Annotated in this window: 27 protein-coding genes; 11 read left to right on the top strand and 16 right to left on the bottom strand. The window is 69.7% G+C overall.

All coding sequences use genetic code 11. The annotated features are described in order from the left end of the window. The first annotated feature begins 11 nt into the window (after positions 1-11). From VGR06_RS11735 to VGR06_RS11760, 6 genes are all read left to right on the top strand, one after another. A complete protein-coding gene (locus VGR06_RS11735) occupies positions 12-950 on the top strand; it encodes an LD-carboxypeptidase (RefSeq protein WP_327559051.1) in 939 nt (312 codons plus the stop codon). Further along, positions 947-1,306, top strand: a complete 360-nt coding sequence (locus tag VGR06_RS11740) for a DUF2695 domain-containing protein (protein WP_327559052.1) — start codon at positions 947-949, stop codon at positions 1,304-1,306. Before VGR06_RS11735 ends, VGR06_RS11740 begins: the two co-directional genes overlap by 4 nt. Then, complete coding sequence (locus tag VGR06_RS11745; RefSeq protein ID WP_327559053.1) at positions 1,246-2,550, top strand: aminotransferase class V-fold PLP-dependent enzyme; 1,305 nt, start codon at positions 1,246-1,248, stop codon at positions 2,548-2,550. Before VGR06_RS11740 ends, VGR06_RS11745 begins: the two co-directional genes overlap by 61 nt. A 129-nt stretch (positions 2,551-2,679) precedes the next feature. Next, positions 2,680-2,931 carry a type II toxin-antitoxin system prevent-host-death family antitoxin gene (locus VGR06_RS11750; RefSeq protein WP_327559054.1) on the top strand — a complete coding sequence of 84 codons (252 nt, stop codon included), beginning with the start codon at positions 2,680-2,682 and terminating at the stop codon, positions 2,929-2,931. After that, positions 2,919-3,326, top strand: a complete 408-nt coding sequence (locus VGR06_RS11755; protein WP_327559055.1) for a PIN domain-containing protein — start codon at positions 2,919-2,921, stop codon at positions 3,324-3,326. Before VGR06_RS11750 ends, VGR06_RS11755 begins: the two co-directional genes overlap by 13 nt. A 5-nt stretch (positions 3,327-3,331) precedes the next feature. After that, positions 3,332-3,742, top strand: a complete 411-nt coding sequence (locus VGR06_RS11760) for a cupin domain-containing protein (protein WP_327559056.1) — start codon at positions 3,332-3,334, stop codon at positions 3,740-3,742. Between the two features lie 242 nt (positions 3,743-3,984). Here VGR06_RS11760 and VGR06_RS11765 read toward each other — a convergent pair whose 3' ends face one another. The 5 genes from VGR06_RS11765 to VGR06_RS11785 all read right to left on the bottom strand — a co-directional run bounded on the left by VGR06_RS11765 (position 3,985) and on the right by VGR06_RS11785 (position 7,452). Further along, complete coding sequence (locus VGR06_RS11765) at positions 3,985-4,854, bottom strand: hypothetical protein (protein WP_327559057.1); 870 nt, start codon at positions 4,852-4,854, stop codon at positions 3,985-3,987. Positions 4,855-4,896: 42 nt separating this feature from the next. Next, positions 4,897-5,259 (bottom strand): group 1 truncated hemoglobin, encoded by a 363-nt coding sequence (locus VGR06_RS11770; protein ID WP_327559058.1) that lies wholly within the window; start codon positions 5,257-5,259, stop codon positions 4,897-4,899. Positions 5,260-5,461: 202 nt separating this feature from the next. Next, a complete protein-coding gene (locus tag VGR06_RS11775; RefSeq protein WP_327559059.1) occupies positions 5,462-6,370 on the bottom strand; it encodes a hypothetical protein in 909 nt (302 codons plus the stop codon). Then, complete coding sequence (locus VGR06_RS11780) at positions 6,364-6,555, bottom strand: DUF397 domain-containing protein (RefSeq protein WP_327559060.1); 192 nt, start codon at positions 6,553-6,555, stop codon at positions 6,364-6,366. Before VGR06_RS11780 ends, VGR06_RS11775 begins: the two co-directional genes overlap by 7 nt. A 21-nt stretch (positions 6,556-6,576) precedes the next feature. Continuing rightward, complete coding sequence (locus VGR06_RS11785; protein WP_327559061.1) at positions 6,577-7,452, bottom strand: helix-turn-helix transcriptional regulator; 876 nt, start codon at positions 7,450-7,452, stop codon at positions 6,577-6,579. 128 nt (positions 7,453-7,580) lie between these two features. Between VGR06_RS11785 and VGR06_RS11790 the strand changes: the two genes are divergently transcribed. Further along, positions 7,581-7,874, top strand: a complete 294-nt coding sequence (locus VGR06_RS11790) for a hypothetical protein (protein ID WP_327559062.1) — start codon at positions 7,581-7,583, stop codon at positions 7,872-7,874. Here the strand turns inward: VGR06_RS11790 and VGR06_RS11795 are convergent. From VGR06_RS11795 to mptB, 4 genes are all read right to left on the bottom strand, one after another. Then, on the bottom strand, positions 7,871-9,565 hold the full coding sequence (locus tag VGR06_RS11795; RefSeq protein ID WP_327559063.1) for a PatA/PatG family cyanobactin maturation protease: 1,695 nt from the start codon (positions 9,563-9,565) through the stop codon (positions 7,871-7,873). The two genes, VGR06_RS11790 and VGR06_RS11795, sit on opposite strands and share 4 nt — an antisense overlap. A 229-nt stretch (positions 9,566-9,794) precedes the next feature. Next, complete coding sequence (locus VGR06_RS11800) at positions 9,795-9,950, bottom strand: hypothetical protein (protein WP_327559064.1); 156 nt, start codon at positions 9,948-9,950, stop codon at positions 9,795-9,797. A gap of 45 nt (positions 9,951-9,995) precedes the next feature. Next, positions 9,996-10,154, bottom strand: a complete 159-nt coding sequence (locus tag VGR06_RS11805; protein WP_327559065.1) for an anacyclamide/piricyclamide family prenylated cyclic peptide — start codon at positions 10,152-10,154, stop codon at positions 9,996-9,998. A gap of 189 nt (positions 10,155-10,343) precedes the next feature. Further along, entirely contained in the window at positions 10,344-11,852 is a 1,509-nt protein-coding gene (gene mptB / locus VGR06_RS11810) for a polyprenol phosphomannose-dependent alpha 1,6 mannosyltransferase MptB (protein ID WP_327559066.1), read from the bottom strand. Positions 11,853-11,977: 125 nt separating this feature from the next. On the opposite strand from mptB, the gene VGR06_RS11815 reads away from it, so the two are divergent. Next, complete coding sequence (locus VGR06_RS11815; protein ID WP_327559067.1) at positions 11,978-13,339, top strand: choice-of-anchor A family protein; 1,362 nt, start codon at positions 11,978-11,980, stop codon at positions 13,337-13,339. On the opposite strand, the gene nikE is transcribed toward VGR06_RS11815, so the two are convergent. The 4 genes from nikE to VGR06_RS11835 all read right to left on the bottom strand — a co-directional run bounded on the left by nikE (position 13,334) and on the right by VGR06_RS11835 (position 19,118). Then, on the bottom strand, positions 13,334-15,160 hold the full coding sequence (nikE, locus tag VGR06_RS11820; RefSeq protein ID WP_327559068.1) for a nickel ABC transporter ATP-binding protein NikE: 1,827 nt from the start codon (positions 15,158-15,160) through the stop codon (positions 13,334-13,336). The two genes, VGR06_RS11815 and nikE, sit on opposite strands and share 6 nt — an antisense overlap. Further along, the gene (locus tag VGR06_RS11825; protein WP_327559069.1) at positions 15,157-16,047 is read right to left on the bottom strand and encodes an ABC transporter permease; all 891 of its coding nucleotides are present in this window, start codon (positions 16,045-16,047) and stop codon (positions 15,157-15,159) included. Before VGR06_RS11825 ends, nikE begins: the two co-directional genes overlap by 4 nt. 145 nt (positions 16,048-16,192) lie before the next feature. Next, positions 16,193-17,224 carry an ABC transporter permease gene (locus tag VGR06_RS11830; RefSeq protein WP_327559070.1) on the bottom strand — a complete coding sequence of 344 codons (1,032 nt, stop codon included), beginning with the start codon at positions 17,222-17,224 and terminating at the stop codon, positions 16,193-16,195. 82 nt (positions 17,225-17,306) lie between these two features. Further along, positions 17,307-19,118, bottom strand: a complete 1,812-nt coding sequence (locus VGR06_RS11835; RefSeq protein WP_327559071.1) for an ABC transporter substrate-binding protein — start codon at positions 19,116-19,118, stop codon at positions 17,307-17,309. A 101-nt stretch (positions 19,119-19,219) separates the two neighbouring features. Between VGR06_RS11835 and VGR06_RS11840 the strand changes: the two genes are divergently transcribed. Genes VGR06_RS11840 through VGR06_RS11850 form a run of 3 tightly spaced genes read left to right on the top strand, consistent with a single transcriptional unit; the run spans position 19,220 to position 22,083 of the window. After that, positions 19,220-20,047: a M55 family metallopeptidase gene (locus VGR06_RS11840; protein WP_327559072.1), complete on the top strand. Its 828-nt coding sequence runs from the start codon at positions 19,220-19,222 to the stop codon at positions 20,045-20,047. After that, positions 20,040-21,347 carry a M20/M25/M40 family metallo-hydrolase gene (locus VGR06_RS11845; RefSeq protein ID WP_327559073.1) on the top strand — a complete coding sequence of 436 codons (1,308 nt, stop codon included), beginning with the start codon at positions 20,040-20,042 and terminating at the stop codon, positions 21,345-21,347. Before VGR06_RS11840 ends, VGR06_RS11845 begins: the two co-directional genes overlap by 8 nt. Positions 21,348-21,366: 19 nt before the next feature. Next, entirely contained in the window at positions 21,367-22,083 is a 717-nt protein-coding gene (locus VGR06_RS11850; RefSeq protein ID WP_327559074.1) for a DUF899 domain-containing protein, read from the top strand. Between the two features lie 128 nt (positions 22,084-22,211). Here the strand turns inward: VGR06_RS11850 and VGR06_RS11855 are convergent, their stop codons facing one another. The 3 genes from VGR06_RS11855 to VGR06_RS11865 all read right to left on the bottom strand — a co-directional run. Then, positions 22,212-23,177 carry an aldo/keto reductase gene (locus tag VGR06_RS11855; RefSeq protein ID WP_327559075.1) on the bottom strand — a complete coding sequence of 322 codons (966 nt, stop codon included), beginning with the start codon at positions 23,175-23,177 and terminating at the stop codon, positions 22,212-22,214. 17 nt (positions 23,178-23,194) lie between these two features. Beyond that, complete coding sequence (locus VGR06_RS11860) at positions 23,195-25,033, bottom strand: AMP-dependent synthetase/ligase (RefSeq protein ID WP_327559076.1); 1,839 nt, start codon at positions 25,031-25,033, stop codon at positions 23,195-23,197. Positions 25,034-25,103: 70 nt separating this feature from the next. Beyond that, the coding region (locus VGR06_RS11865; protein ID WP_327559077.1) for a GNAT family N-acetyltransferase at positions 25,104-25,652 on the bottom strand (549 nt) is incomplete at its 5' end.

Genomic DNA, 25,652 nt, shown 5'->3' on the forward strand with positions numbered 1-25,652 from the left:
CGGCTCGCGCAGTGAATGACCCATTCATTGCGTCCAGCCTCCAGCCGGGCGACCGGGTCGCCGTGGTGGCGCCGGCGGGCCCGGTGCCGGCCGACGCGCTGGGCCGTGGCGTGGCCGTGCTGGAGAACTGGGGCCTGCGGGTCGAGGTGGGCAAGCACGTGCTCGACCGGCATCCCCGGCTGCCGTACCTGGCCGGACGGGACGCCGACCGGGCGGCCGACCTGGAGCGTGCCTGGTGCGATCCCGGGGTCGACGCGGTGATCTGCGCCCGCGGCGGGTACGGCTGCCTGCGGATGGTCGACCTGCTGGACTGGTCCGCGATGGCCGCCGCCGAGCCGAAGGTCCTCGTCGGGTCGAGCGACATCACCACGCTGCACCAGGCGATCGGCGCGCGGCTCGGCGTGCCGACGCTGTTCGGCCCGATGATCGCCGGCGGGCTGTTCGATCCGGCGGCGCAGGAGAACCTGCGTCGCGCGCTGTTCGAACCGGACCACGTCCTCACCGGGCCGTCGACCACCACGCTGGTCCCCGGTGCCGCGACGGGTGTGCTGGTGGGCGGGAACCTCAGCCTGATCGCCGCCGGGCTCGCGGCCGCCGACGCCCCGCCACCGCCCGAGGGCGCGATCGTGCTGCTCGAGGACGTGGACGAGCCGCCGTACCGGCTGGACCGGATGACCACCCAGTTGCTCCGCGCCGGCTGGTTCACCGGCGCCACCGGCATCGCGCTCGGCTCCTGGACCGGCTGCGGCCCACCGTCCGATGTGTACGGTGTGATGGCCGATCTCATTGGCAGCCTTGGCATCCCGGCGGTCTGGGAGCTCGGATTCGGGCACTGCCCCGGCCAGCTCACCGTTCCGCTCGGGGTTCCCGCCACCCTGAACGCCGACGAGGGCACGCTGAGCGCTGACCGCTGGTGGGCGTCGGTCGCGGATGCTAGACCTGGGACATGATGGGTGAGCCGGTGGACGTCGTGGCGGAGGCTGAGGAGTACGTCAGCGCGCTGCGGCGGGAGTGGGTGGCGCCGCGGGACCGGGAGTGCGTGGCCTGTTATGTCGGGCGCATGCTGGACGAGTTCGGCTGCGACAACAGGTTGCGCTGGGTCGGGCTGTGGCGGGACGCGTGCGCGCCGCGCGCCACCGCGCTGGAGCGGCGGCTGGCCAGCCGCGGCGGGTTCTGCGACTGCGAGGTGGCCCTGAACGTCTTCCCCGAGCAGATGCTGCTGCCGGAGGACGAGCCGCGGCCGCCGTGCGACGGCGTGTCCCGGCGGGGCTCGACCGCGCCGTGCCGGCGTTCGTCCAGCCGATGATCGGACGACGCGCCGTACTCGCGACCGGCGTGGGCGTGGCGCTGGCCGGCTGCACCGGAACGCCGCCGACACCCGAATCGAAGCGCTTCGACCCGAAGGACTGGGATTCCGTGCGCGCCCAGTTCCCGCTCGACCCGGGCCTCGCGCATTTCGCCGCGTTCGTGCTCGCCGCGCACCCCGCCCCGGTCCGGGCGGCCATCGACCGGCACCGGGCCGCGCTGGACGCCGACACCTCGGCCGTCCTGCACGGCGCCGTCGACCATGAGCAGCGGGCACGCACCGCCGCGGCGGGCTATCTCGGCGCCGACCCGGGCGAGGTGGCGCTCACCGACAGCACCACGATGGGTATGGGCCTGCTCTGCGCGGGGCTGAAACTCAAGCCCGGCCAGGACATCGTGACCACCGAGCACGACTTCTTCGGCTCCCACGAGGCGCTTCGCCTGCTCTCCGAACGCACTGGCGCGCCCGTCCGGCGAGCCAGGCTCTACGACGATCCGGCCGCTGCCAACGAGGGCGACATCGTGGCCCGGCTGCGTGCGGCGGTCGGCCCGCGCACCCGGCTCGTGGTGATCACCTGGGTGCACTCCAGCACCGGCGTCCGGCTCCCGGTCAAGACCATCGCCGGCATGCTGGCCGAGCTGAACGCCGCCCGCGACCCCGCGGACCGGGCCCTGCTCGCGGTCGACGGCGTGCACGGTTTCGCCGCCGTGGACACCACCGTCACCGATCTCGGCTGCGACTTTCTCACCGCCGGCACGCACAAGTGGCTGTTCGGCCCGCGCGGCACCGGCCTGCTGTGGAGCCGCGCCTGGGCGGCGGTCGCCCCGGTGATCCCGAGCTTCTCCGCCGGCGACACGCCCGGAAGCCTGGCCACGCCCGGCGGCTACCACTCCTTCGAGCACCGCTGGGCGGTCACCGAGGCGTTCGAGTTCCACCAGGCCATCGGCCGCGACCGGATCGCCGCCCGCATCCGCGAGCAGGCCACCCGGCTCAAGGACGGCCTCGCCGCCATCCGGAACGTCCGGCTGGTCACCCCGCGCGACCCCGACCTCTCCGCCGGCCTGGTCATGTGCGCGCTGCCCACCGTCTCCCCCGTCGAGGCGGTCGGCCGGCTCCGGGCCGACCACAAGATCGTCGCCAGCGTCACGCCCTATGCCGAGCCGTTCCTCCGCTTCGGCCCCGGCATCGTCACCACTCCCGGCCAGGTCGACCAGGTGATCAAGGCGGTCGCCGCCTTCGGCTGAATTGCCCGGACGTACGACTCGCGCGGGCCGGGTCTGCAATCCCGCTGACTGTCGGTGCCCTGTGTTAGACATGTCGTAACAAAGCTCGCCCAGAGTCTCTGATTCAGATAGTATGAAGGAGTGCGTGAGATGACAGCATCGGAAGCGTCCCGGAACTTCTCCAGCGTGCTGGACCGGGCCGAGCGGGGCGAGACGATCGTGGTGACCCGGGCCGGACGGCGGGTCGCCCTGATCGTGCCGGCCCCGAGAGCCAACGGCAGGGCACTGCTGGACGTGTTCCACCGCTGGCGGGGCAACGCGGGAATCGACGAGAAGTTCGCCGCCGACGTGGCCGCCGCCAAGGAAGCGGCCGGTGAGGACGCCGACCCATGGCACGAGTGATCCTGGACAGCGGCGTTCTGGTCGCCGGGGCCCGGGGTCGGCTCGACCTCGCCGCGCTGACCGACGAGGACGACGTCGCGCTCCCGGCGATCGTCCTGGCCGAGTACCTCACCGGCGTGCTCCTCGACCGTGACCATCACCGGCGCGCCGCCCAACGCGCGTTTCTCGACGACGTGCTCACCGTGACGCCGGTCGAGGACTACACCCCCACGGTGGCCGAGCACCACGCCGAGCTGCTCGCCCACACGAAGCGCAACGGCAGCTCGCGCGGCCCGCACGATCTGATCATCGCCGCGACCGCGCGGGCCACCAGCAGGACCCTGGTGACCACGGACGGCAAGGCGGCCTTCGACGAGCTGCCCGATCTGGAGGTGCGCCTGGTCGGCACGAAGTGAGTGCGATGAAAGCGTCCTTGCTCGCGCCCAGCGAGAGAAACGACGCCTTCATCGCACCAGCGTTCTTCGCCGAGATCTACAGCCCGCGGATCGTGGCCCGGATGAACGACTACCACGTCAAGATCGCGCATACCGCCGGCGAGCACGTGTGGCACGTGCACGAGGACACCGACGAGTTCTTCCTCGTCCTTGACGGCCAGCTCGAGATCGCCCTGCGCGACGGCGAATCCGAGCGCACGGTCGTCCTGCGCCAGGGCGACACCTTCGTCGTCCCGCTGGGCACCGAGCACAAACCGTCCTCACCGGGCGGCGCAATCCTGATGTTCGAGCCGGCCGGTACCTCGACCACCGGCGACCGGCACGAGGGCGAGCTGCCCGGCCACGTCGACAGCACCACCGGCCACGAGCTGCTCTAGCAATGTCCTGAAGGGACCTTCCTGTCATTGAACGTCCCGAAGGCGTCCTTCAGTCATCTGTGTCCTGGCGGACGTCCTGCGGAGATGGAAAGGGGCGCGACTCACCCGCGCCCCTTTTGGCCTTGCGCGGCATGCCGGGCGCTGTGGCCGCGCGCCGTCTTCAGTCACCTGCGACTTTACCGTTCGGCGACCGTCAGCCGGGTGGTCGGCTCCGTTACTTTCTGAGCCAGGACATCCACGCCTCAGCCGCTGGGCCGGGCGAGCCAGGGATTGGTGCTGGGGAACAGATAGCGGTCGGCGATGTGGTTCAGCACGCGGCGGGCGTGGGAGAAGCGCTCGGCGACCTCGGCGACCACGGTGAGCCGGGCGGTGCGGGTCGGGGTGAGGCGGTAGGCGGTGCGATACCAGTTCGTGCCGAGCCGTTCAAGGAGGTCGACGGCCGGGGCCGCGCCGGGGTGCTCGCTGCGGTCGACCGGGCCGGTCGCGACCCGGAGCAGGCGCTCGACCTGCACCGGGCCGAACGCGTTCGTGGTGGTGTAGTCGGGGAACACGCCGGTGAGAAACAGTGCCACGTCGCCGAGCCGGCGGTACACCCCGGGTTGCTCGGCCGTGGGCACGGCGTCGAGCAGACCGGCCAGGCGCACCGGGTCCAGCTCGTTGTACTGGCGGATGCGCACCCGGCCGCCGCTGCCCCGGACCTGGTAGCGCCCGCTGGCGACGCGGGTGAACGAGGCGAGCAGCTCGGCCAGGAACAGCCGCCGCTGCGGCGCGTCGAGAAAGTCGCGCAGCTGCGGGGCGTCGAACACCGGGATCCGCTGGCGCGGGCCGGACCGCTCGGGCAGGTGGGTCATCGCCGCCAGCGCGGCGGCGGCGCGGTGCACCAGGACGGCGAACGCGAGGAACGGCGAGACCGCGATCAACCCGGAGGAAGCGGCCGCCTCGCCGAACACCGCGCCGAACACCCGCGGATGCTCGAACAGCTCCATGACCCGCCCCGGGTCCCGCCGCAGCTCCGCGGCGTCCACCCGGACACCCGACACCGAGGCCAGCAGCCGCAGGTCGGCGTCGGTCAGGTGACTCAGGTACTCCCGGCCGACACGATCACCGTCCACCCGACAACGGTAAGAACTCCGGCGGTGGTGCCGCAAGCGTGCTCAGGCGTTCGGCGACACGATGTCGGTGGCCAGCGGCGCGACCGCGGCGATGATCTCCTCCGCGGTGCCGTCCGGCACTCCGGCCGCGCCGAGTGCCTCACTCAGGTACTTGGCCACCAGGTCGAAATGGATCCGGCCGATGGCCCGGCCCCGATGTGCGTCCTTCATGGACAGTCCACTGTAGTTGGCCGGACCGCCGAGCGCCTCGGCGAAGAATTCGACCTGCTTTCCCTTGAGCCTGGACATGTTCGCCCCGGCGAAGAACGGCGCCAGCTGCGGGTCGGCCAGCACCCGCTCGTAGAAGTCGTCCACCACGACGATCAGCGCGTCCTGACCGCCGATCCGCTCGTAGATGCTCGTCATCGACACCTCCGGCCCCATGGAGAAACCCCTCAATATGACCATGGCCCCGTTCCGGCATCGTGACAATCCGGTTGCCGGCGTAACGGCTACCTAGTAGTACCAGCGCATTTCGTGATGTTCGGTGTGTTGGCCCCTGACGTCGCCATATTGGCTCGTGGCGTCGTCGTGTTGGCCGACCTGGTGACGAAGTGCGGCTACCGGCTCAGGTGGCGCGTAGCCTCCGTTGCTCCTCGGCGAGCAGCCGGCGTTGTTCGGCGATCCGGGGCGGCACGATCGCCTCCCGCGGTCCGGTCGGGCTGAACTCGTAGCAGGTCGTGCCCAGGGCGCGGAGAACGGCGCGCTCCACCGGAGACAGATCCGGATCGGCACGGTCGAACCGCAGGGGTTCGGCCAGCGTGAGCGGCGGGTTGGTGATGAGCCTGGGGATCTTCAGCACGTTCGGCGACTTGGCGTGCAGGACGAAGGGATGCAGCAGGTAGACGTCGCCGACCTCGCCGGTGGCCTCGACGAAGTCGTGGCACTGCGCGATCAGGTCGTCGTACGGGAGCAGGACCGCATCGGGGTCGCCGCCTTCCGCGGGGCGCAGTGGGTACACGCCCTGCGGGTTGTCGGCGAGGAGCCGCGCGACCGGTCCGACCGAGTCGGCCGCCACGAACGTCGCGCCGCCCTGGTGCCGGACGTTCGACCACAGGACGATCGTGAGCAGGCCCTGCTCGGGTGAGTCGAGGAAGTGCCGGAAGAAGTCGCCGTCCTTGTGCCACCCGGGCGACTCGGCCGAAGCGGCCTGCCACGGCCGGTCGGCATCCTTGCGCAGGTTCACGATGAAACTGTCGTTCCAGACGTACGGCCGGTCCGCGGAGATCCGCTCGGCCCCGCCGACCAGGTCACAGGCCGCGGCCCAGGCCTTGGGCGCGAACTCGCGCACATCGAGCTGACGCCGGTACGGCATGTGGATGATCGGCTCCGCCCAGGTCGACGGGTCGTGCTCGGCGTAACCGAGGCGGTCCCACAGCGGTGCGGTGAACTCCGCCGCCGCGGCCCGTGAGAAGCAGCCGCGGATGACCACGAAGCCCTTGTCGAGAAAGTGCTCGACCTGCTCCGCCGTCAGCACGTGTCGTGCTGGAGGCCGTGCAGCAGCGTGTCGAAGGCGGCTTGACTCAGCCGAAGGACCTCGCCGTTGCACTTGCTGTCCCGCAGAAGTGGCCCGGTCAAGCCAAAGGCGACCTCAACGCAGTCTCCGCCGCTGTTGCCGCTGCCAGCCGAACTGCGGCTGGACTTGCGCCAGGTTAGTGCCACTGTTGCTACCCATCGGATCTGTTACCGGTCAGTACAGGGACCGAAGTCGCGCGCCGCGTTGAGGATGAGTGCCTTGGAAGCCGGCAGACTCAACGCCGCGACCCGCTTCCGTTCCCAGGCCAGTCTATAAGGCTCGGTGTTGACCGAGCGATCCCGATAGACGAGGCTTCCGGCGCTGTCCATCTGCACGCGGTCAGTTGAGGGGTCGTTGTCGAGCCGCAGAAGCAGGAACGCGACGCCCATACCTGGATACGCGCCCTCCTCGATCGCCTGAACCTGAATCTCGACGTTGGGCAGCTCGCTGAGCTTCGCCAGGTGCAGCAACTGATCGTGCATGACCTCCGGGCCACCAACGGGAATCCTGAGCGCTGTTTCATGGATGACCGCCCGGACCTTGGGCGGACGTGCCTGCGTGAGGATGGTCTGGCGATCCGACCGGATGCGCTTGAGTCGGTCGATTTCGTCTTGGGCCATGCCTTCGCCGTTGCCCTCGAACAAGGCCTGCATGTAATCGTCGGTTTGAAAGTGTGCGGGGATCACATCGATCGTGACCATCAGCACTTCGCTCGCCTCGGCCTCCAGCTCCAGGAACGCGCGGCTCTTGACGCTGTAGTAGGCCGGGAAGGTGCCGCGGCGGCCGCGGGTCTGGCGGGCCATCTCCAGGAGGGCCTCGCGTTCCTGGTCGTTGAGGTCGTACTTGTCCGCCAGCACACGGAGCTTGGCGCGGTCGATGGGTGCCTCGCCCTTCTCGATCCGGCCCATGGTCACCGAACTGACGTCGATAAACTCCGCCACGTCCTCGACGCGCTCGAAGCCGGCGCGCCGGCGGAAACTGCGCAGCGCGGCGCCGACCTCGCGCCGGTTGCTGCTGACCGTCTTCGGCGTCTTGGTGGCCATGGTGGGATCGCTCCGTTCGTAGCTTCACGATGAAGCTACGCTCTGTCGCATATTCGCCAGCCCAGCAGCGACAAACTTCACCCGTTCGTGCACGCACTAGAATGAAGGTTCAGTGCTTTACTTCAGCCATGACTGAGGCCAGGTACGGATTCGTGTTGTCGGAGTGGCACCGCCACGCCGGATGGGAGAGCTTCCGCAAGAAGGTCCCGGTATCCGGAGCTTCCGCCGAGGAGTTGACCGCCCGGTTGCGGCCGTGGGCACTGGACACCCTGGCCCAGGAGCATCTCTCCGACGGGGAGTACTGGGCCTCGCTGGTCGGCGTGGACGGGCACGGTCAACCCGACGAGACCCAGGTCCTGGACGTCGTGGACATCTTCTGGTTCCACGGTGAGGAGTTCGTGCCCGCCTCGTCGGTCTCCTAGTCCGAAGTGGACCATTCGCGGACGTCGCCGAGGGTGACCGGCAGGGAGTCGCTGACATCGATCGTGAACCGGAACACCCGTTTGGCCCGCCGGCTGTTCTCCGGATCAAAGAACCGCAACTTGACATCCCAGCAGTCACTGTCCATCCGACCGAACGGACTCTTCTCCACCTGGATCGCATCCAACGCCATACCCAGGCTCACCGCCGACGCGATCGTGTTCGCCGCCTGAAAAGCATTCGTCGCCGCGAAGTTCATCGCCCGATCGCGGGACGTGGCGCCGAGGTTGCGCAGGTCGTAGTAGACCCGGGTGAGAAACTCCCGCAACGACTTGCTGACCGCCTGGACATCGGTGTCGCCGGGGAGCGCCTGCGCGGCTTCGATGGCGGCGGTCACCAGGCGGTTGACCTCCCAGCCGTACAGGCCCCGCCGCTGCTCGATCTCCAGCACGGGAACGACCTGCCCGGAGAACAGCTTGGCCGTACGCCCGCTCAACCTGCCCGGCACCGCCACCCGCTCAATGAACTGAGAATCATCCTCAGCGGCAACCTGACCCGCCAGCAACCGGATCAGCAGCTCGTAAACATCGGCGGCATAGGCACCAACAGGATCAATGGCATAGATCGGCGTCAGTTCAAGGTTCAGCGTCCAGACCAACGCCCGCGCCTCGGACGCGGTGGCGGTCAAGTGATCCACCATCTGGCGGGCATCGTAGGGGTTGGCCGGAACCGTCGTACCGTCCACCACAACCGGGGCCATCGTCTGCTTGAACGAGTCCCGCCGCGCCTCCGAACCAAAGTCGTACCCCAGAACACCCAGCGAATACACCAGCGACGCCCAGGGCTCCTTGACCGGCTCCCCGGCCGACACGACGACCATGTCGGGAGAGACGTCCTCGTTCGGCTCGGCGACCGTTGTCGCCGGTTCCCCACCGCAGGAGCACGAGGGCACGGCAGGGTTCTCCAGGTCGAGATCGTTCGTGGTCACAGCGTGCACCGCTCTTTCTATGTTGAGTTTCCCGGTCAGCAGCCGCGCGCAGGCGGCGGGATCATCCAGTTCGCAGGGATCGGCGCTGTCCCGCAGCGCCGCCCCGATCGCCAGCGGGTCGGGTACCTGGCCGTTGCGCAGTTGCAGGCACAGCAGCAGCGCGGCGACCCCGGCGACGATCGGGGTGGCGAAGCTGGTGCCGCTGTGGTCCGCGGTCCCGTCGCCGGGGACGGCGCCCCGGATGTTCTGGCCCGGCGCGAGAATTCCCTGACGCTGGTAGGCCGCGCCCCAGTTGCTCATCGGCATGGGCTCACCGGCGTCGTCGAGGGCACCGACCGCGAGCACCGCGGGCAGGGCGGCCGGAACATGCACGCAGAAGCAGCCGTCGTTGCCGGCGGCCGCCACGACCAGCACGTTGCGCTCCGCGCAGAAGCGCACCGCCCTGGCCAGCGGATCCTCCGCGTCGCCCGACGGGCTGAGCTGCCCGCCACTGATGTTGATCACATGGGCGCCGGCATCCACCGCCAGCTCGATGCCGCGGGCCAGCTCCAGTTGGGAGGTCTTCGGCCGCTGGTCGGAGAAGACGGGGACGCTCAGCCCGCGGCAGCGGGGTGCGACCCCGCGAATCGGGCCCTCGTGCTGGCCGAGGACGACGCTGGCCACGGCCGTGCCATGGGCGGCTTTGGCTCCCTGGGGGGGGATCATCCGGCCACACCCCTGCCAGGCGGCTGAGCACGGCGCCGGCGAACGCCGGGTGGTCCTGGTCCACCGGACCGTCAACCACGGCGACGCAGATCCTCTCGTCGCCCAGGGTCCGGTCCCACAGGTTCGCGAGCCCGGGGACGGCGGACAGTTCACACATCCCGAGACGCTCCTCGATGATGGTGCTTCGGAGCGCCGGTCAAGACCCGGCACCCCGAAGCGGCTCAGCGCGTCATTCCTCGTCGTCACCAGCGAACGGAATGCCCGCGATTTCGATGTTAAAGACCGACTGCTCGACACCGTCGTCGCTGCTGGCGACGGTCCCGGTGACCTGCCGGGTGACCGGCGGAGCCAGTTGTGGCGCCACCGACATGAAAGCCTCGTTCATTTCTTCCCTCTCAAGCTACGTGAATATCAACAATTGCACGTCGAGTCATTCGTCGTCGTCACCGGCGAACGGAATGTCCTTCCACTGGATCCCGCCCCAGATCGACTGCTCGACACCGGTGTCGCTGCTGGCGACGGTTCCGGTGACGTGCCGGCTGACCGGCCGAGCCAGTTGGGGCGCCACGGACATGAGATCCTCAGCCATTTCCCTCTCCTCACGACTTGCGCAACAATTCCCGAAATCGTGCGTTCAAATTCGGGTGCACTATTGACACTAGAGGAGCTCTTACATTTCGGACAACTGCACGACCAGGTTGTCCAGCTCCACCCGGAATCGCGTTATCGGGATGGGCCGGTCACGGTCGGTGAAAATGTTCGCCTGCTGGCGTGAACTTCACGTGTCACCGTCGTGGCCCGCAGTGGAAAGGCGCAGTGGGTCGGGGCGGAGCAGGGAGATGCCGGCCAGCACCGAGATGGCGACGGCACCGAGCAGGTAGAGGGGTTTGTAGAGTTGGTCCTCACCCGCCGGTGAATAGGTGAGCACCAGGAAGACGGCGACGCCGACGACGACGGCGAGATGGCGGCGCTGCCAGGCGATGGCGGCCACCAGGACGAAACCCCAGGTGAGGTACCAGGGCAGGGTGGCGGGCGAGAGCACGGCCACCGCCACGAGCACGATTCCGGCCCGCCGCACGGCATCCGGGCCACCGTGCCGGGCCTGCCACCACTGCCGGACCATGAACACCAGCAGGATCAGGCCGCCGACCGCCCGGACGATGTTGACCACCCAGGACTTGTTGACGTCGACGAAGATCCCGATCCCCGCGTGGATCAGCTCACCGACCCCGGTCGGCAACGACAGCCAGTTCACGATCTTCGACGAGGCGCCGAGGCTCAGCAGCCAACCGAGGTCGACACCAGCGGCGAAGGTCAGCACGGCGAACGTCAGCACGAACACGGCCAGGGCGCCGGCCACCGCCCGGACGAAATTGCGCCACGGCTTGGAGCTCAGGTGCCCGGCCCAGACCCAGACCAGAAACGGCAGTGCGATCGCCGCGGTCGCCTTGATCGCCGCCGCCATCGTGACCAGCACGACGCCGAGCACATGTCTTCGATCCAGCACACACAGCGTCCCCGCAGCCATGAAGCCGATCATGAGCAGGTCGTTGTGCGGCCCGCCGACCAGGTGCACCACCGTCATCGGCCCGGCCACCATCAGCCACGCGCTGACCGGCAGCGACCCGCCGAGGTGGCGGACCAGCCCGGGCAGCGACCACAGCAGCAGCCCCAACCCGATCATCAGGACCAGCCGCATCAGCACCACGCTGACGATCATGTTCGTGCCGGTGACCCACATGACGCCCTTGGCCACCAGGATGAACAGCGGCCCGTACGGGGCAGGCGTGGTCACCCAGAAGTCGTGCACGTTCTGCACGACGTTCTCGACGTTCGCGACGTTGAGCGAGATCGGGCCGAACACGTACGGGTCCAGGCCGTAGAGCGGCATCGTGCCCTGGGCGATGTAGGAGTACACGTCCCGGGTGAACAGCGGCGGCGAGATCACGAGCGGGGCCATCCAGGCCGCGCCGGCGATCAGCACCGCGCGGGTGCCCACCCGGCCGGCCAGCACGTGCCGGCCGAGCTTCACCCAGGCCCACACCACCAGCCCGAACCCCACGTAGAGCATCGTCGTGGCGAGCATCAGCCCGTGCCCGTACCGCACCCACGACATCGGGCCCCGGCCCAGCAGTGGATCGTGCACCAGCACCGCGCCCGTCCCCAGGGCCGCGACCAACATCAAGAAGCTTCCGGCGGAGCCCAGCACGATCGTACGGAGCGGAAACGGACGCGTGCGCTCCGTGGTCACGATCATGATCGCGGACGGTTCCGTAGTGGTGGCCATTGCGTCCTGAGATTACACAGCCGGCCGGCCGCGCTTGCTCCCAACGGCCTATTTTGCTCGCACCCGACGGGTCCGGACGATCCACTGTGGATCAGAGGGCGGTTCATCCGATCAGGCGTTTCCGCATGTCTTCGCTCGTGGCACGGGTGTCCGCCGCGTCGCCGGCACCGATACTCCCCACAGTGGTGAGTTCGGCGATCATCGCGGCTTCGGTGCACGACGTCCCCGCGGCCTGCGCCGCGCAGGCCGCCACTCCGGTCAACCCGGTGCAGCCGGTCAACCCGGCCGATGCCGCCGCCGACCCCAGCCACGGCTTTCTCGTGCTGGTTGAGGGCGATGCCGGGCTGTACCAGAACGAGACCGAGGGTCCGGTCGCCATCGGCGGCGACGTCCGGTTCCGCAATTACCGGGTGGGGCTCAACAACGCCGGCACCTACGTCATCCCGGGCGAGTCACGCCCGGTCGGCCTCGTGGTCGGTGGGGCTCCGGACTTCGCCGGCAGCCCGGCCGGCGGCACGCTGAGCGTGCTGAACAACACCTACGCCAAGTTCGGGGACCTGAGCGGGGCGACCGTGCTGCCTTCGGGCGGCGTCACCCTCGTCACGCCGGCGGCCGGCACCGCGTCCGGGCAGGTCTCCATCCAGACCAACCAATCCGGGCCCTCGGTCGGCGGGCCGAGCGGTTTCGACTTCGCCGGCCTGTTCTCCACCTACCGGTCACTGAACGCCGCCATCGCCGCGTGTCCGGGCACTTTGCAGCTGACCGACCAGAACGGCCAGAACCCTTGGAACGGCACGGATCCGGTCGCCACCATCGGGCTCCAGCGAGGGCAGAACGTGCTCACCCTCACCCCGGCCCAACTGTCGGCGCTGCAGAGCGTCAACCCCCGCAACGGCTTCCTGCAGCCGGGCGACGCGGCCTGGCTGATCATCAACGTCGAGGTCGGCGGCGACTACACCTGGTCGGTGCCGCAGGTGAGCTGGCAGGGCAACACTCCGTCGCGGCACGTGCTCTGGAACTTCACCACCACCGGGACGATCACCTTGCCGGCCGGCTCCCCCACGGTCTGGGGAACGATCTACGCGCCCAACGCCGCGCTGGTGGACAGCAGCAGCTCGAACATCGAGGGCAACGTCGTGGTCCGCACGCTGACCGAGGGCGACCCGGGCACCGTGGACGGCGGCGAGATCCACTACGCGCCGTTCGCCGACCTGGTGTGCCCCTGCGCGGACCAGCCCACTCCGACCACGACCACCACCACGACGCCGGCCACCACGACGACCGCGTCGACCAGCGCCACCAGCACCACGGTCGTCCACAGCACGACACCGTTGCCCACGACCGGCCCGGCGACGTCCAGTGGTTCCGGGGGCGCTGACAGCCTGATGGCCGTGACCGGCGCACCGGTCACACCGATGTCGGTCCTCGCGCTGCTCCTCGTCGCGTCCGGCGCCGTGCTCGTCGCGCGGCACCGACGGAGGTCATGACGTCCGGACCGCCGGCATCCCGTCCGGGAGCGCAGCCAGCAGGGCGCGGGTGTACGCGTGCTGCGGATTGGCCAGAACCTCCTCGACGGCGCCGACCTCGACCAGTGAGCCGCGATGCATGACGGCGACGCGGTCGGCGATGTTCCAGGCCAGACCGAGGTCGTGGGTGATCACCAGGGCGGCGAGCCCGAGCCGTTCCCGCAGCCGGAGAAGAAGCGCGAGGATCTCGCCGCGGAGTGAGGCGTCCAGCGAGGCCACCGGTTCGTCGGCGACCAGCAGCCGCGGCTCGAGGGCGAGCGCGCCGGCGATCACCACGCGCTGGCGCTGCCCGCCGGAGAGATGCTGTGGCAGGACCGGCATGAACTCCTCGGGCGGGCGGAGCTCGGCGCTGGACAGCGCCGCCGCCACCCGTGCCCGCTCGTCGCCGGGGATCCGGTGGATGCGCAGCCCCTCGGCGACGGCCTCGTACACGCTGTGCCGCGGGTTGAGCGCGCTCGTCGGGTCCTGAAGCACCAGTTGAACCTGGCGGCGGTAGGCCCGCAGCCCGGCGCTCGACGTGGGCACCGGCTCCCCGTCGAAGATCACCCGGCCGGCCGTCGGCCGCTGCAAACCCAGGATCGTGCGGGCCAGCGTGGTCTTCCCCGAACCGGACTGGCCGACCAGCGCGACGATCTCACCGGGAAACACCTCCAGGCTCACCCCGGCCACCGCGTGCGTAACCTCCCGCTGCCGCCCGTGGAACGTGACCCGCAGTTCGTCAACCTTCAGCAGCGGATCCGTCGACACCTCCATCCCCGGTAGTTCGTCAACCCTCAATGGCGGATCCGTGGACAACTCCGTCCCCTGTGGACAACCCGTTCCATCTTGATCTTCCACGCCCGCGCCGGATGTGCCGGAGGTACGCTGGTGCCGAGCCGGGGCCCGCCCCCCGGGAGTGGTGGGGGCTTCCCTCAGGTTGGCGCGCTGGCTCGGGTTCGCCTCGGAGGGCAGTTCAGGCGGAGACTCGGGGTCCGGGGTGTGGGTGGTGGCTGGGGCGTAGCGGGAGGTGGGGTCGCCGACGGTGGGGAAGGCGGCGACGAGGGTTGTGGTGTGGGGGTGTCGGGGGTTGTGGAGGAGGGTGCGGGAGTCGCCTTCTTCGACGAGTTCGCCGCGGTACATGATGGCGAGGCGGTCGCAGGTGGCGGAAAGCACCGCCAGGTCGTGGCTGATCATGATCAGGCCGAGGTGGTGTTCGGCGACGAGGCGGCTGAGCAGGTCGAGGATCTGGGACTGGACGATCACGTCGAGGGCGGTGGTCGGTTCGTCGGCGATCACCAGGCGGGGGCGGCAGGCGAGGGCCATGGCGATCATGACGCGTTGCTTCTGGCCGCCGGAGAGCTCGTGCGGGTAGGCGTTGGCTTTGGCGGCGGCGAGCTCGACCTGGCTGAGCAGCTCGGCGACCTGGGTGCGGACGGGTCCGGGGGCGCCGTGCAGGAGGATGGGTTCGGCGATCTGGTCCCCGACCTTGCGTACCGGATTCAAAGCATGCATGGCGCCCTGGAACACCACCGACGCGGACGCCCAGCGGACCGCACGCAGGCGGCCCCAGGACATGGTGCGCACATCCTCGCCGTCCAGCAGGATCTCGCCGCCGATCCGGGCGGTGCGGGGCAGCAGCCGGAGCACCGACAGGGCGAGGGTGGACTTTCCGCAGCCGGACTCGCCGGCGAGGCCGAGCTTCTCCCCCGGGTCGAGGCGCAGGTTCACCCCGTGCACGGCGGGCGCTGAACCCCGCGCCCCGGCGTAGCTGACCGAGACGTCACGCAGCTCGAGCAGGCTCATGATCGCGCTCGCAGGTTCGGGTTGAGGACGACCTCCAGCGCTCGGCCGCACAGCGTGAAGGACAGCACCACCAGCACGATCGCCACGCCGGGCGGGAGCAGGTACCACCAGGCGCCGGCGGTGACCGCGCCGGTGTCCAGCGCCTGCTTGAGCATCAGGCCCCAGGAGACCTTGCTGGGATCGCCGAGCCCGAGGAACGCCAGCGTCGACTCGGAGATGATCGCGCTGCCGACCGCGAGCGTGGTGTTGGCCAGTACCAAGGGAAGCACGGCCGGGAGCACGTGTTTCAGCAGCACGTGGCGGTGGCCGCCGCCGAGTGCCCGGGCCCGTTCGATGTAGGGCCGGGCCTCGATGGTCAGGGTCTGCGCGCGGACCAGCCGGGCGGTGGACGGCCACGAGGTCACCCCGATGGCCAGGATGATCGTGCCGAGGCCGCGGGCGAGCATGGTGGACAGCGCGATGGCCAGCACCAGGGCCGGCAGCACCAGGAAGAAGTCGGTGACCCGCATGAGGATCGCGGAGACCCACCGTCCGAAGTGGCCGGACAGCATGCCGAAGACCGTGCCGATGCCGACCGAGAGCACCGCCGCCGCGATGCCGACCAGCAGCGAGACCCGGGCGCCGTAGACGGTCAGGTCCAGCACCGAGCGCCCGGCGTGGTCGGTGCCCAGCCAGTAGTCGCCGCCCGGCGGGCTGAGCACGCCGCCGGTCGCCTTGATCACCGAGAGCTGGTCCGCGTGGATCCACAGTGGAGCGGCCAGCGCCAGTAGCACAATGAGACCCAGCGCGATCAGCCCGGCCAGGCCGGACCGGCTGGCGGCGAACTCCCGGCCGAGGCGACCGAGCGCGGCGCGCCGGCGGGACCAGGCAATTCCACCCGCGGTCATGCAGAGCCTTCCAACTCGGGAGAGTTGGCCATGGTCGTGGGGCGTCTTGGCTGGTGGGTCACCGGACCGCTCCTCGGGCAGGCCTCGTTCCTCGGCCTGCCGTCGTCGCGGTGGGCCAACTCCCTCGCCCGGCATTCCGCAAGCTTCATGACGTCCGCACCCGTGGGTCGATAAACCGGTACACCACGTCGGCCAGCACGTTCATCACGACCACCGTGCCGGCGAGAACGATCATGGTGCCCTGCAGCAGCGGGTAGTCCGGGAACCCGATGGCCACGTAGGTGAGCAGACCCAGACCCGGCCAGGAGAACACCGTCTCCACGGTCACCGCGCCGGAGACCAGCAACCCGGCGTGCAGGAAGATGATCGTGACGGTGGGCAGCAGCGCGTTGGGCACCGCGTGCCGGCGGCGCACCTGGTCGTCGGTGAGCCCCTTGGCCCGCGCGGTGGTCAGGTAGTCCGCGTTCATCTCCTCGAGCAGCGAGGAGCGCATCACCATCAGGTACTGCGCATAGGTCACCGCGGTGAGCGTGACCGCCGGCAGCGCCAGATGGTGTACGACGTCCACAATGGACGGCAGGACGCCGTCGACCCCGCCGGGTGTGGTCATCCCCGCGGTCGGGAACAGGTCCAGCGTCACCGAGAACACCACCAGCATGATCAGCCCGAGCCAGAACGTCGGCACCGACCAGAGCACCAGGGAGGTGCCGGTGGACAGCTGGTCGAACCGGCTGCCGTGCCGCCACGCCGCCCGGGTGCCCAGCCACAACCCCAGCAGCAGAGCCAGAATCAGCGCGGTTCCGGTGAGCAGCAGGGTCGGCCCGATCCGGCCGGCGATCAGCTCACCGACCGGCTGCTTGTACTTCAGCGAGGTGCCGAAGTCGCCGTGCAGCAGGTCCCGCAGGTAGTACAGGAACTGGGTGAACAGCGGCTTGTCCAGGTGCCACTCCGCGCGCAGCTTCTCGATCTGCTCCAGGCTGGTGTTCACGTCCCGGGACAGCGTGCGCACCGGGTTCCCGGGCAGCGCGCGGAACAGGAAGAACCCGAGCACCACCACCAGCAGCAGGCTGACCAGCGCGCCGCCGATCTTGGTCAGAATGAATCGGGCGGTGCCCAGCGCGCGGCGCCGCCCGGTCAGCTCGACGACCGGGTCCGTCGTGAGCGCGACATCGACCATGGGTTAACCCTCGCCTCGAAAGTGCGATGAAGGCGGCCTTTCTCACGTCCAGCGTGAGAAAGGCCCCCTTCATCGCATTCCCCTACTCCCGCTCGTCCGCACTCGTGCGCCGGCGCCGGCTCAGCCCCCACACCGCACCGACGAGTAGCACCGCCGCGCCACCCACGATGCCGACGACCGCGCCCGTGCTCAACCCGCTGGAGCCGCCGGACGGCGCGGCATTGGGCTCAGCCCCCGGCGGGGCGGCTTTGTAGTAGCTCCAGTACCCGCTCTGGTTGGCGATCACGCCGCCCGGGTCCGGCTGGGTGACGAACGGTGCCCACCGGTCCGACCGGTACGCCTCGAGCTGCTTGTCGTAGGTCAGCAGGATCGCCGAGACGTTGTCGTGCAGGACGCTCTGCGCCTTCTGCACCAGCTCCCTGCGCTTGCCCTTGTCCAGCTCGGCCTGCTGCTGGTTGTACAGCGCGTCGTACTCGCGGCTGCAGAAGTTGGAGTCGGACAGGCCCGTGCCGACCACGTCGCAGGTCTCCTGGGCCAGCATGAAGTCCGGGTCCGGGCTCACGCTCCAACCGCTGAACGCCAGGTCGAAGCTGCCCGCGTCGGTGTCGTCGTTGACCTGGTTGGACGCCTTGAACTCGGTGGTGACCCCGACGCCGATCTCCTTGAACCAGCCCCTGACGTACTCGGCCATCTGCTGCCGTTCGGCGTCGTCGCTGGTGACCAGCAGGCGCAGGTTGATCTCCTTGCCCTGCTTGTCGGTCCGGGTCCCGCCAGCGCCCTTGGCGTAGCCCGCGGAGTCCAGCAGAGAGTTGGCCTTGGCCAGGTCGAAGCCGCGCTTCTGGGTGTCGGACGGCTTGAACGTCCAGTCCGGGAACGTCGGCGGGATCACCTGCGTGGCCGGCTCGGCCAGCCCCTGCTTGACCTTGTCAATGATCGTCTTGACGTCGACGGCGTAGGACAGCGCCTTGCGGAACTCGACGTCCTTGAGCACCGGGTTGCCGTTGCCGAACGCGCTGCCGTCCTTCTTCGGGTTGCCCGGGTTGAAGATGATCTCGACGAACCGCCGGTTGTTGCCCGCGTTGGTCTTGATGTTCGGCTCGTTCTGCAGGGTCTTGAACTGCGCGGCGGTGAGCCGGTAGGCGAGGTCGACGTCACCCTTGCGCAGGCCCTGCACGGCGGCGTCGGTGCTCTCGTACTTGACGTACTGCAGCTTGTCGATCTGGGGCCGGCCGCGCCAGAACTTGTCGTTGGCCTCGAGCGTCGCCGACTGGCCCTCCTGGTACCCGGTCAGCACGAACGGCCCGCTGCCCACCACCGGGAACTTGTCGTTGCCGAACGCCTTGTAGTCGGTGACGTCCTTCCAAACGTGCTCCGGCACGATCGGGATCTCCGACTGCAGCATGGACGCCTGCGGCTGCTTGGTCTTGATCACTACGGTGCTGTCGTCCGTCGCTTTGACGGACTCGTAGTTGGTGACCGCGACGCCGTTGGCCTCCGCGGCGTCCTTGTCGGTCATGATCTTGTTGTAGGTGAACTCGACGTCCTTGGCGGTGATCGGCTGCCCGTCCGACCACTGCATGCCCTTGCGGATGTGGAACGTCCAGGCCAGGTTGTCGCTGGAGGTCTCCCACTTCTCGGCCAGCCCCGGCTCGGGCGAGGAGTCCTTGGCGCTGTTGACCGTGAGGAACTCGTACATCAGCCGGCCGAGCTGGGTGCCCACCAGCAGGGTCGACTGGAACGGGTTGAGCGTGTCGATGTCCGTGGTGTACGCCACCCGCAGCGTCTTCGACCCCTGCGCCTGTGCGGCCGGCACGCTTGCCGGCGTCGCCAAGGGGGCCACGACCAGGGCGGACACTCCCGCTACGATGCCCACGCCCCATCGCCTGATACGCACGATGATCACCTCTCCTTGCCGGGTTGCAAGGAAGTAACCACCTACCGACCTAGAAAGTCAATGAGTCCCGACGAGCTGTGCCAAGAAGTAACGTGTCCGGTATGCGCATCATGATCTCCGCGGACATGGAGGGTGCCACCGGCGTCACCTGGAGCGCCGACGTCAAGCCCGGAACCGAGCAGTGGCAGCGATTCCGCCGGATGTTCACCGGCGACGTCAACGCCTGCGTGGCCGGGCTGCTCGACGGCGGCGCCACCGAGGTGCTGGTCAACGAGGCGCACTCGACGCAGCGCAACCTGCTGCTGGAGGAGCTGGACGCGCGGGCCCGGATGCTCACCGGTAAGCACAAGCCACTGTCGATGATGCAGGGCGTCGACTCCGGGATGGACGGTGTGGTGTTCCTCGGCTACCACGCCGGTGCCGGCATGGACGGCGTGCTCTCCCACACCTACCTGCCGAACTCGATCACCGGCGTGTGGCTGGACGGTGTGCACGCCAGCGAGGGCCGGCTCAACGCCGTGCTCGCCGCCGAGTACGGCGTGCCCGTGCTGCTGGTCACCGGGGACGATCTGACCTGCGTGGACGCCGCGGAGTACGCGCCGGGCGCCACGCTGGTCGCGGTGAAGGAGTGCGTCAGCCGGTACGCCGCGATCTGCGCCCCGCCCCGGCACACCGCGGCCGAGATCGCCGCGGGGGCGAAGGCCGGGATGGCCGCGGCCGGGCGGGCCGAGCCTCGGCGGTCGGCGCACCGCATCGAGGTGGAGTTCGACGCCACCCATCTCGCGCACGCCGCCGCCGTGGTACCCACGGTGGAGCTGGTCGGGGTGCGGCGGGTCGGGTTCGACGCACCGACGATGACCGCGGCGATGAAGGCGTTCAAGGTGGTGACGGCCATCGCCTCGGGCGCGGTGGAGGGAGACTATGGCTGAGCCGGTCGAGGAGCTGTGCGCGGAGCTGATCAGGTTCGACACCACCAACCGGGGCCACGGGCAGGGCAGCGGTGAGCACGGCGCCGCGACCTTCGTGGCGGAGCGGTTGTCCGACGCCGGCGTGAAACCCGTGCTGCTGGAACGGGCGCCGCGGCGCACCAACGTGGTGGCCCAGGTGCCCGGCGCCGACCCGGCGCTGGAGCCGGTCCTGGTGCACGCGCACCTGGACGTGGTACCGGCCGACGCCGCCGAGTGGTCGGTGCCGCCGTTCGCCGGCGTGATCCGCGACGGCTACGTATGGGGCCGCGGCGCGGTGGACATGAAGGACATGTGCGCCATGCTGCTGACCGTGCTGGGGCGCTGGGCGGTCGAGGGCCGCGCGCCGCGTCGGGACATCGTGCTGGCGTTCGTGGCCGACGAGGAGGACCGCGGCGAGTACGGCGCGCACTGGCTGGTGGACGAGCATCCGTCACTGTTCGCCGGGTGCACCGCGGCGATCGGCGAGTCCGGCGGATACACGGTGCCACTGCGCTCGGTGGACGGTGAGCCGGTGCACCTCTACCCGGTCGGCACGGCCGAGCGCGGCACCGCGCACCTCATGCTGACCGCGACCGGCCGGGCCGGGCATGGCTCGCGCCGCAACGCCGACAACGCCGTGGTGAAGCTGGTGAACGCCCTCGCCCGCCTGGCCGCGCACACCTGGCCGGTACGGCTCACCCCGGCCGTGCGGGCCTACCTGGAGCGCACCGGAGCGGCGCTCGGCATCCCGGTCGATCTGTCCGATGTGGACGGAACGCTGGCCCGGCTGCCGGCCGCGGCCGCCCGGCTGGCGGAGAGCACGGTGCGCAACAGCACCACGCCGACCGTGCTCAACGCCGGCTACAAGGTGAACGTGATCCCCGGGGTGGCCCAGGCACAGGTGGACGTCCGGGTCCTGCCCGGCACCGAGGACGAGCTGCTGTCCGAAGTAGACAGATTGATCGGCCCGGAGGTGCGTCGCGAGTTCACCGCCCACCAGCCGCCCGTGCAGGCCCCGGTGGACTCGCCGTGGTTCGACGCGATGGCCGCCGCGCTGGTTGCCGAGGACCCGTCCGCCGTGGTGGTGCCCTACTGCCTCGGCGGCGGCACCGACGCGAAGGCGTTCGCCCAACTCGGCATGGCCTGCTTCGGGTTCGCCCCGCTGTACCTGCGCGAGGGCTTCGACTACCGCTCCATGGCGCACGGCGTCGACGAGCGGGTGCCCGTCGAGGGACTACGCTTCGGGGTCAACGTTCTGGACAGGTTCCTGTCGAACGTCTGACTGGGGAAGGAGAAGCATCATGACCCTGCCGCCCGTGGTATCGAGCGAGGAGTGGCTTGCCGCACGCAAAGCCTTGCTGGCCAAGGAAAAGGAGGCGACCCGGGCCCGCGACGCGCTCAACGCCGAACGTCGCGCGCTGCCCATGGTCCGCGTCGAGAAGGAGTACGTCTTCGACGGCCCCACCGGCAAGGCGAGCCTGCTGGACCTCTTCGAGGGCCGCCACCAGCTGATCGTCCAGCACTTCATGTTCGATCCGAGCTGGGACGAGGGCTGCCCCACCTGCTCCGCGGACGCCGACAGCCTCCCGCACCTCGCGCACCTGCACGCCCGCGACACGTCGTTCGCCGCGGTCTCCCGCGCCCCGCTGCCCAAGATCGAACGATTCAAAACCAGGATGGGCTGGACCTTCCCCTGGTACTCATCACACGGCACGGATTTCAACTACGACTTCCACGTCACCCTCGACGAGTCGGTGACCCCGGTGGTCTACAACTTCCGCCCCAGCACCATCAGCGGCGAAATGCCCGGCGTGAGCGTCTTCCTCCGGGACGGCGACACGGTCTACCACACGTACACCGCCTACGCCCGCGGCACCGACCACCTCAGCAGCTTCTACAACCTCCTGGACCTGACCCCGTTCGGCCGCCAGGAAGGCTGGGGCGGCATGCCCGACCTCGACGGCCTGGGCGACACCTGGCTCCGCCACCACGATCAGTACCGCCACTCCGGAACTTAACTGCTGTCGTTACGTTCCAGCTGGCGGTGCAGTTGTCGGGTTGATTGTGGCTGAGTGCCGCCACGGTCCCCTGAGGTGCGGTTGGCCGGCGCGAGGCCAAACCTGTCCGCGATGGGTATCAGGCACGCCTAGTCCCGCAGGTAGAAGTTGCGCTCCCAGCGGTGTTTCGCGATGACGGCGAGCCGCTCCTCGGTCAGCGGCACGCCGTCGCTGACCGGAGCGTTGCGTTCGACGTTGCGGACGGTGCGCATGCCGGGAATGACGGTGGCGACGGCTGGGTGGGTGAGCACGAACCGCAGCGCGGTCTCGGCGAGCTGGTCCGGCGCGATGCCGAGCTCCTCGGTGAGCGCGCCCGCCCGGCTCTCCACCTGGGCCGGGCGGTCGCCGCGGAAGTAGCGGCCGCGGAAGTCGCCGTCCGGGAACGTGGTGTCCGCCTTGATGGTGCCGGTGAGGCCGCCCTCGTCCAGCGCCACCCGCACGATGACACCGATGTCGTGCTCCGCGCAGGCCGGGAGCAGCCGCTCCTCGGGCGCCTGGTGGAACATGTTGTAGATCACCTGAACGGTGTCGACGTGGCCGCTTTTGATCAGGGCCAACACGTTGTTCGGCTGGTAGTCGTTGATCGACACGCCGAAGAACCGGATCTTGCCCTCGTCCTGGAGCGCCTGCACGGTCTCCAGCCAGTCGCCCCGGCCGACCCAGTCGTCGCTCCAGACGTGGAACTGAAGCACGTCGAACGCCTCCAGCCCGGACTCGCGGAGGCTCGTCTCGACACTCTGTCTGATGTGGACACCGGGGAACGCCTCGGCCGGATCGACGCCGTCCGGCGCGGGCCACTTCCGGTTGAGCGGCGGCACCTTGGTGGCGACGTACACGCCGGTATGCGAGCGGAGCACGTTTCCGACGATGCGCTCGCTCTCCTGGTAGCCGCGGGCCGTGTCGATCAGGTTCACGCCGAGCTCGACGGCCCGGTGCAGGGCCCGGACCGACTCGTCCTCGGTGGCGCCGACCCAGCCGGCGCCGCCGATCCCCCACGCGCCGTACCCGATCTCGGATACGGACAGGCCGGTCCTACCCAACGTCCGGTATTTCATCAGCGCTCCCTTGACAACTACGGTGCGGTGGTTTCGAGCGCCGGCTCGTACAAGCGGTCGATCTCGGTGGCGTAGCGGTCGGCGATCACCCGGCGGCGCAGCTTCAGGGTGGGGGTGAGCTCCCCGGACTCGGCGGTCCACGGCCGGTCCAGCACGTGGAAGCGCTTGATCTGCTCCACCCGGGACAGCACCTCGTTCGCCTGCGCCACCGCGGTTTCCAGCTCGGCCCGGAGCTCGGGGCGGGTGGCAAGTGAGGCGTGATCGCCGGTGATCCCGCGCGCGGCGGCCCAGGCCGGCGCCAGCTCCTCGTCCAGCACGATCAGCGCGGTCAGGTACGGCCGTGCCTCGCCGACGCATACCGCCTGGCCGATCAGCGGATGCGCCCGCAGCAGTCCTTCCACTTTGGACGGTGCGATGTTCTTGCCGCCGGAGGTGATGATCAGTTCCTTCTTCCGGTCGGTGATCGTCAGCAGCCCGCGCTCGTCGATCGTGCCGATGTCCCCGGTGGCGAGCCACCCGCCGGCGTCGGTGTCCGGCCGGATGCTGCCGTCCTCCTGGAGGTAGCCGGCGAACACCAGCGGGCCGCGCACCAGGATCTCGCCGTCCTCGGCGATCCGGACCTCCACGCCCGGACCCGGCCGGCCGACCGTGCCGGGCGCGAACGCGTCGTCGGTGCTCAGCGTGGCCGCCCCGGTCGTCTCCGACAGTCCCCACACCTCGGTCACGACCAGCCCCAGGCTCGCCAGAAACTCAAGCACGGCAACGGGAATCGGGGCCGCGCCACTGGAGTTGCGCAGTGACTCGTCGAGGCCCAGCGACGCCCGGATCGGCCGCAGCAACGCGGCGTCCGCCTCGTCGAAGCGCTTCGACAGGTCGGTCGGGACCTCCTCCCCCGCCACCCGCAGCCGGTACACCCGCAGCGCCAGGTCCCGGGCCTCGGCCAGCGCCGGCGGCGCCGCGGCGAGCCCGGCCTGCAGCGCGGCCGCCATCTTCTCCCACACCCGGGGCACGCCGAACAGTCCGGTCGGGCGCACGGCCTGCAGCGTCGGCAGCAGCCGCGCCGGGTCCGCGCAGATCGTCACGTGCCCGGCGAGGCAGATCGGCAGGTAGATGCCCAGCATCCGCTCGGCGATGTGGGCCAGCGGCAGGTAGGCCACCGACCGCGGGTGCTCGCCGAGTGGCGTGGCCTGGTTGAACATCGTCGCCTGCCACACCGCGTTGCGATGGGTGAGCACCACGCCCTTCGGGTCGCCGGTCGTGCCCGAGGTGTAGATCATGCACAGCGGCGACTCCGGCTTGGCGTCGTCGGTGAGCCAGTCGAACTCCTCGGCCCGGTCCTTCCGCTGCTCGGCGCCGGTCTCCCAGATGTCCTCGTAGGTGGTGAACCGGTCGTCCCCGGCCGGCATGTGCTCCTCGTCGAGGACGATCACATGCCGCAGCGCCGGCAGGTCGTCCACCACCGGCAGCAGCCGGCGGAGCTGGTCCTCGCCCTCGGCCACGATGACCGGCGCGGCGCTGTGCCGGGCCACGTACCGGATCTGGTCGGAGCTGAGCGTGTCGTAGGTGGTGCAGGGGATCGCGCTGAGATGCGTGGCGGCGAGGTCGGCGATCCAGTGCTCCGGCCGCTTCGACATCATGATCAGCATGCGGTCGCGGCGGCGCAGCCCCAGCTCGGCCAGGCCGTGGGTGAACGCCGCCACCTCGGACCGCAGCCGCGACCAGCTGAACGTCACGGCGTTGCGCTCGATCCCCTCGGTGAGCGCCGGCAGGTCGGCGAACTCGGTGGCGTTGCGGCGCAGGAGCTTCGTGATGGTCCAACCCGCCGCCAGGGCGTCGATCTCGTCGGCTGCGCTCACGACATCCCCTCGCAGGCTCGGTGATGCCGCGAGCGGGCGCCCTGTGACATTGATTCGCTCGCAAGCTCGCTCATGTACTGATCCCTTCCGCCCGCGGTGCTCCTGTTCTATCTACCGGATCGCGGAGGCGATTTCGATACCGGTGGTGACCGGTGAACCCCAACCCCCGGTACAACGCGAGCGCCGGCATGTTGTCCGACTCCACCTGGACGTAGCACCGGGTCGCCCCGTTCGCGGCGCCCCAGGCCAGCAGGCCGCGCAGCATCCGGGCGGCCAGGCCGCGGCGGCGGTACCCCGGCAGCACCTCCATCGCGGCGATGCCGAGCCAGCCGTCGGCGACCACCCCGCGGCCGATCGCCACCGTGGCGTCCCCGCCGACGATCGAGCCGAACGTGACGACCTCCGGGGCGGTCAGGATGCGCCGGCCCACCGGCGGCACGGTCCGCGCCTGGTACGCCGCGGCCCAGCCGGCGTCCGGCGCCTCGGCGAACCGGATCCCGGGGTCGAGCGGCGCCGGGGTGATCCGCGCGGTGAACACCTCCACCTCGACGTCGATCACCCAGCCGAGCCGGTCCGCGGCATGGTCGGCGGGCGCCATCGCCGGCAGCGGCACCATGAT

This window comes from Actinophytocola sp. (genome assembly GCF_036002505.1).
In the GTDB taxonomy this organism is placed as follows: domain Bacteria; phylum Actinomycetota; class Actinomycetes; order Mycobacteriales; family Pseudonocardiaceae; genus DASYTH01.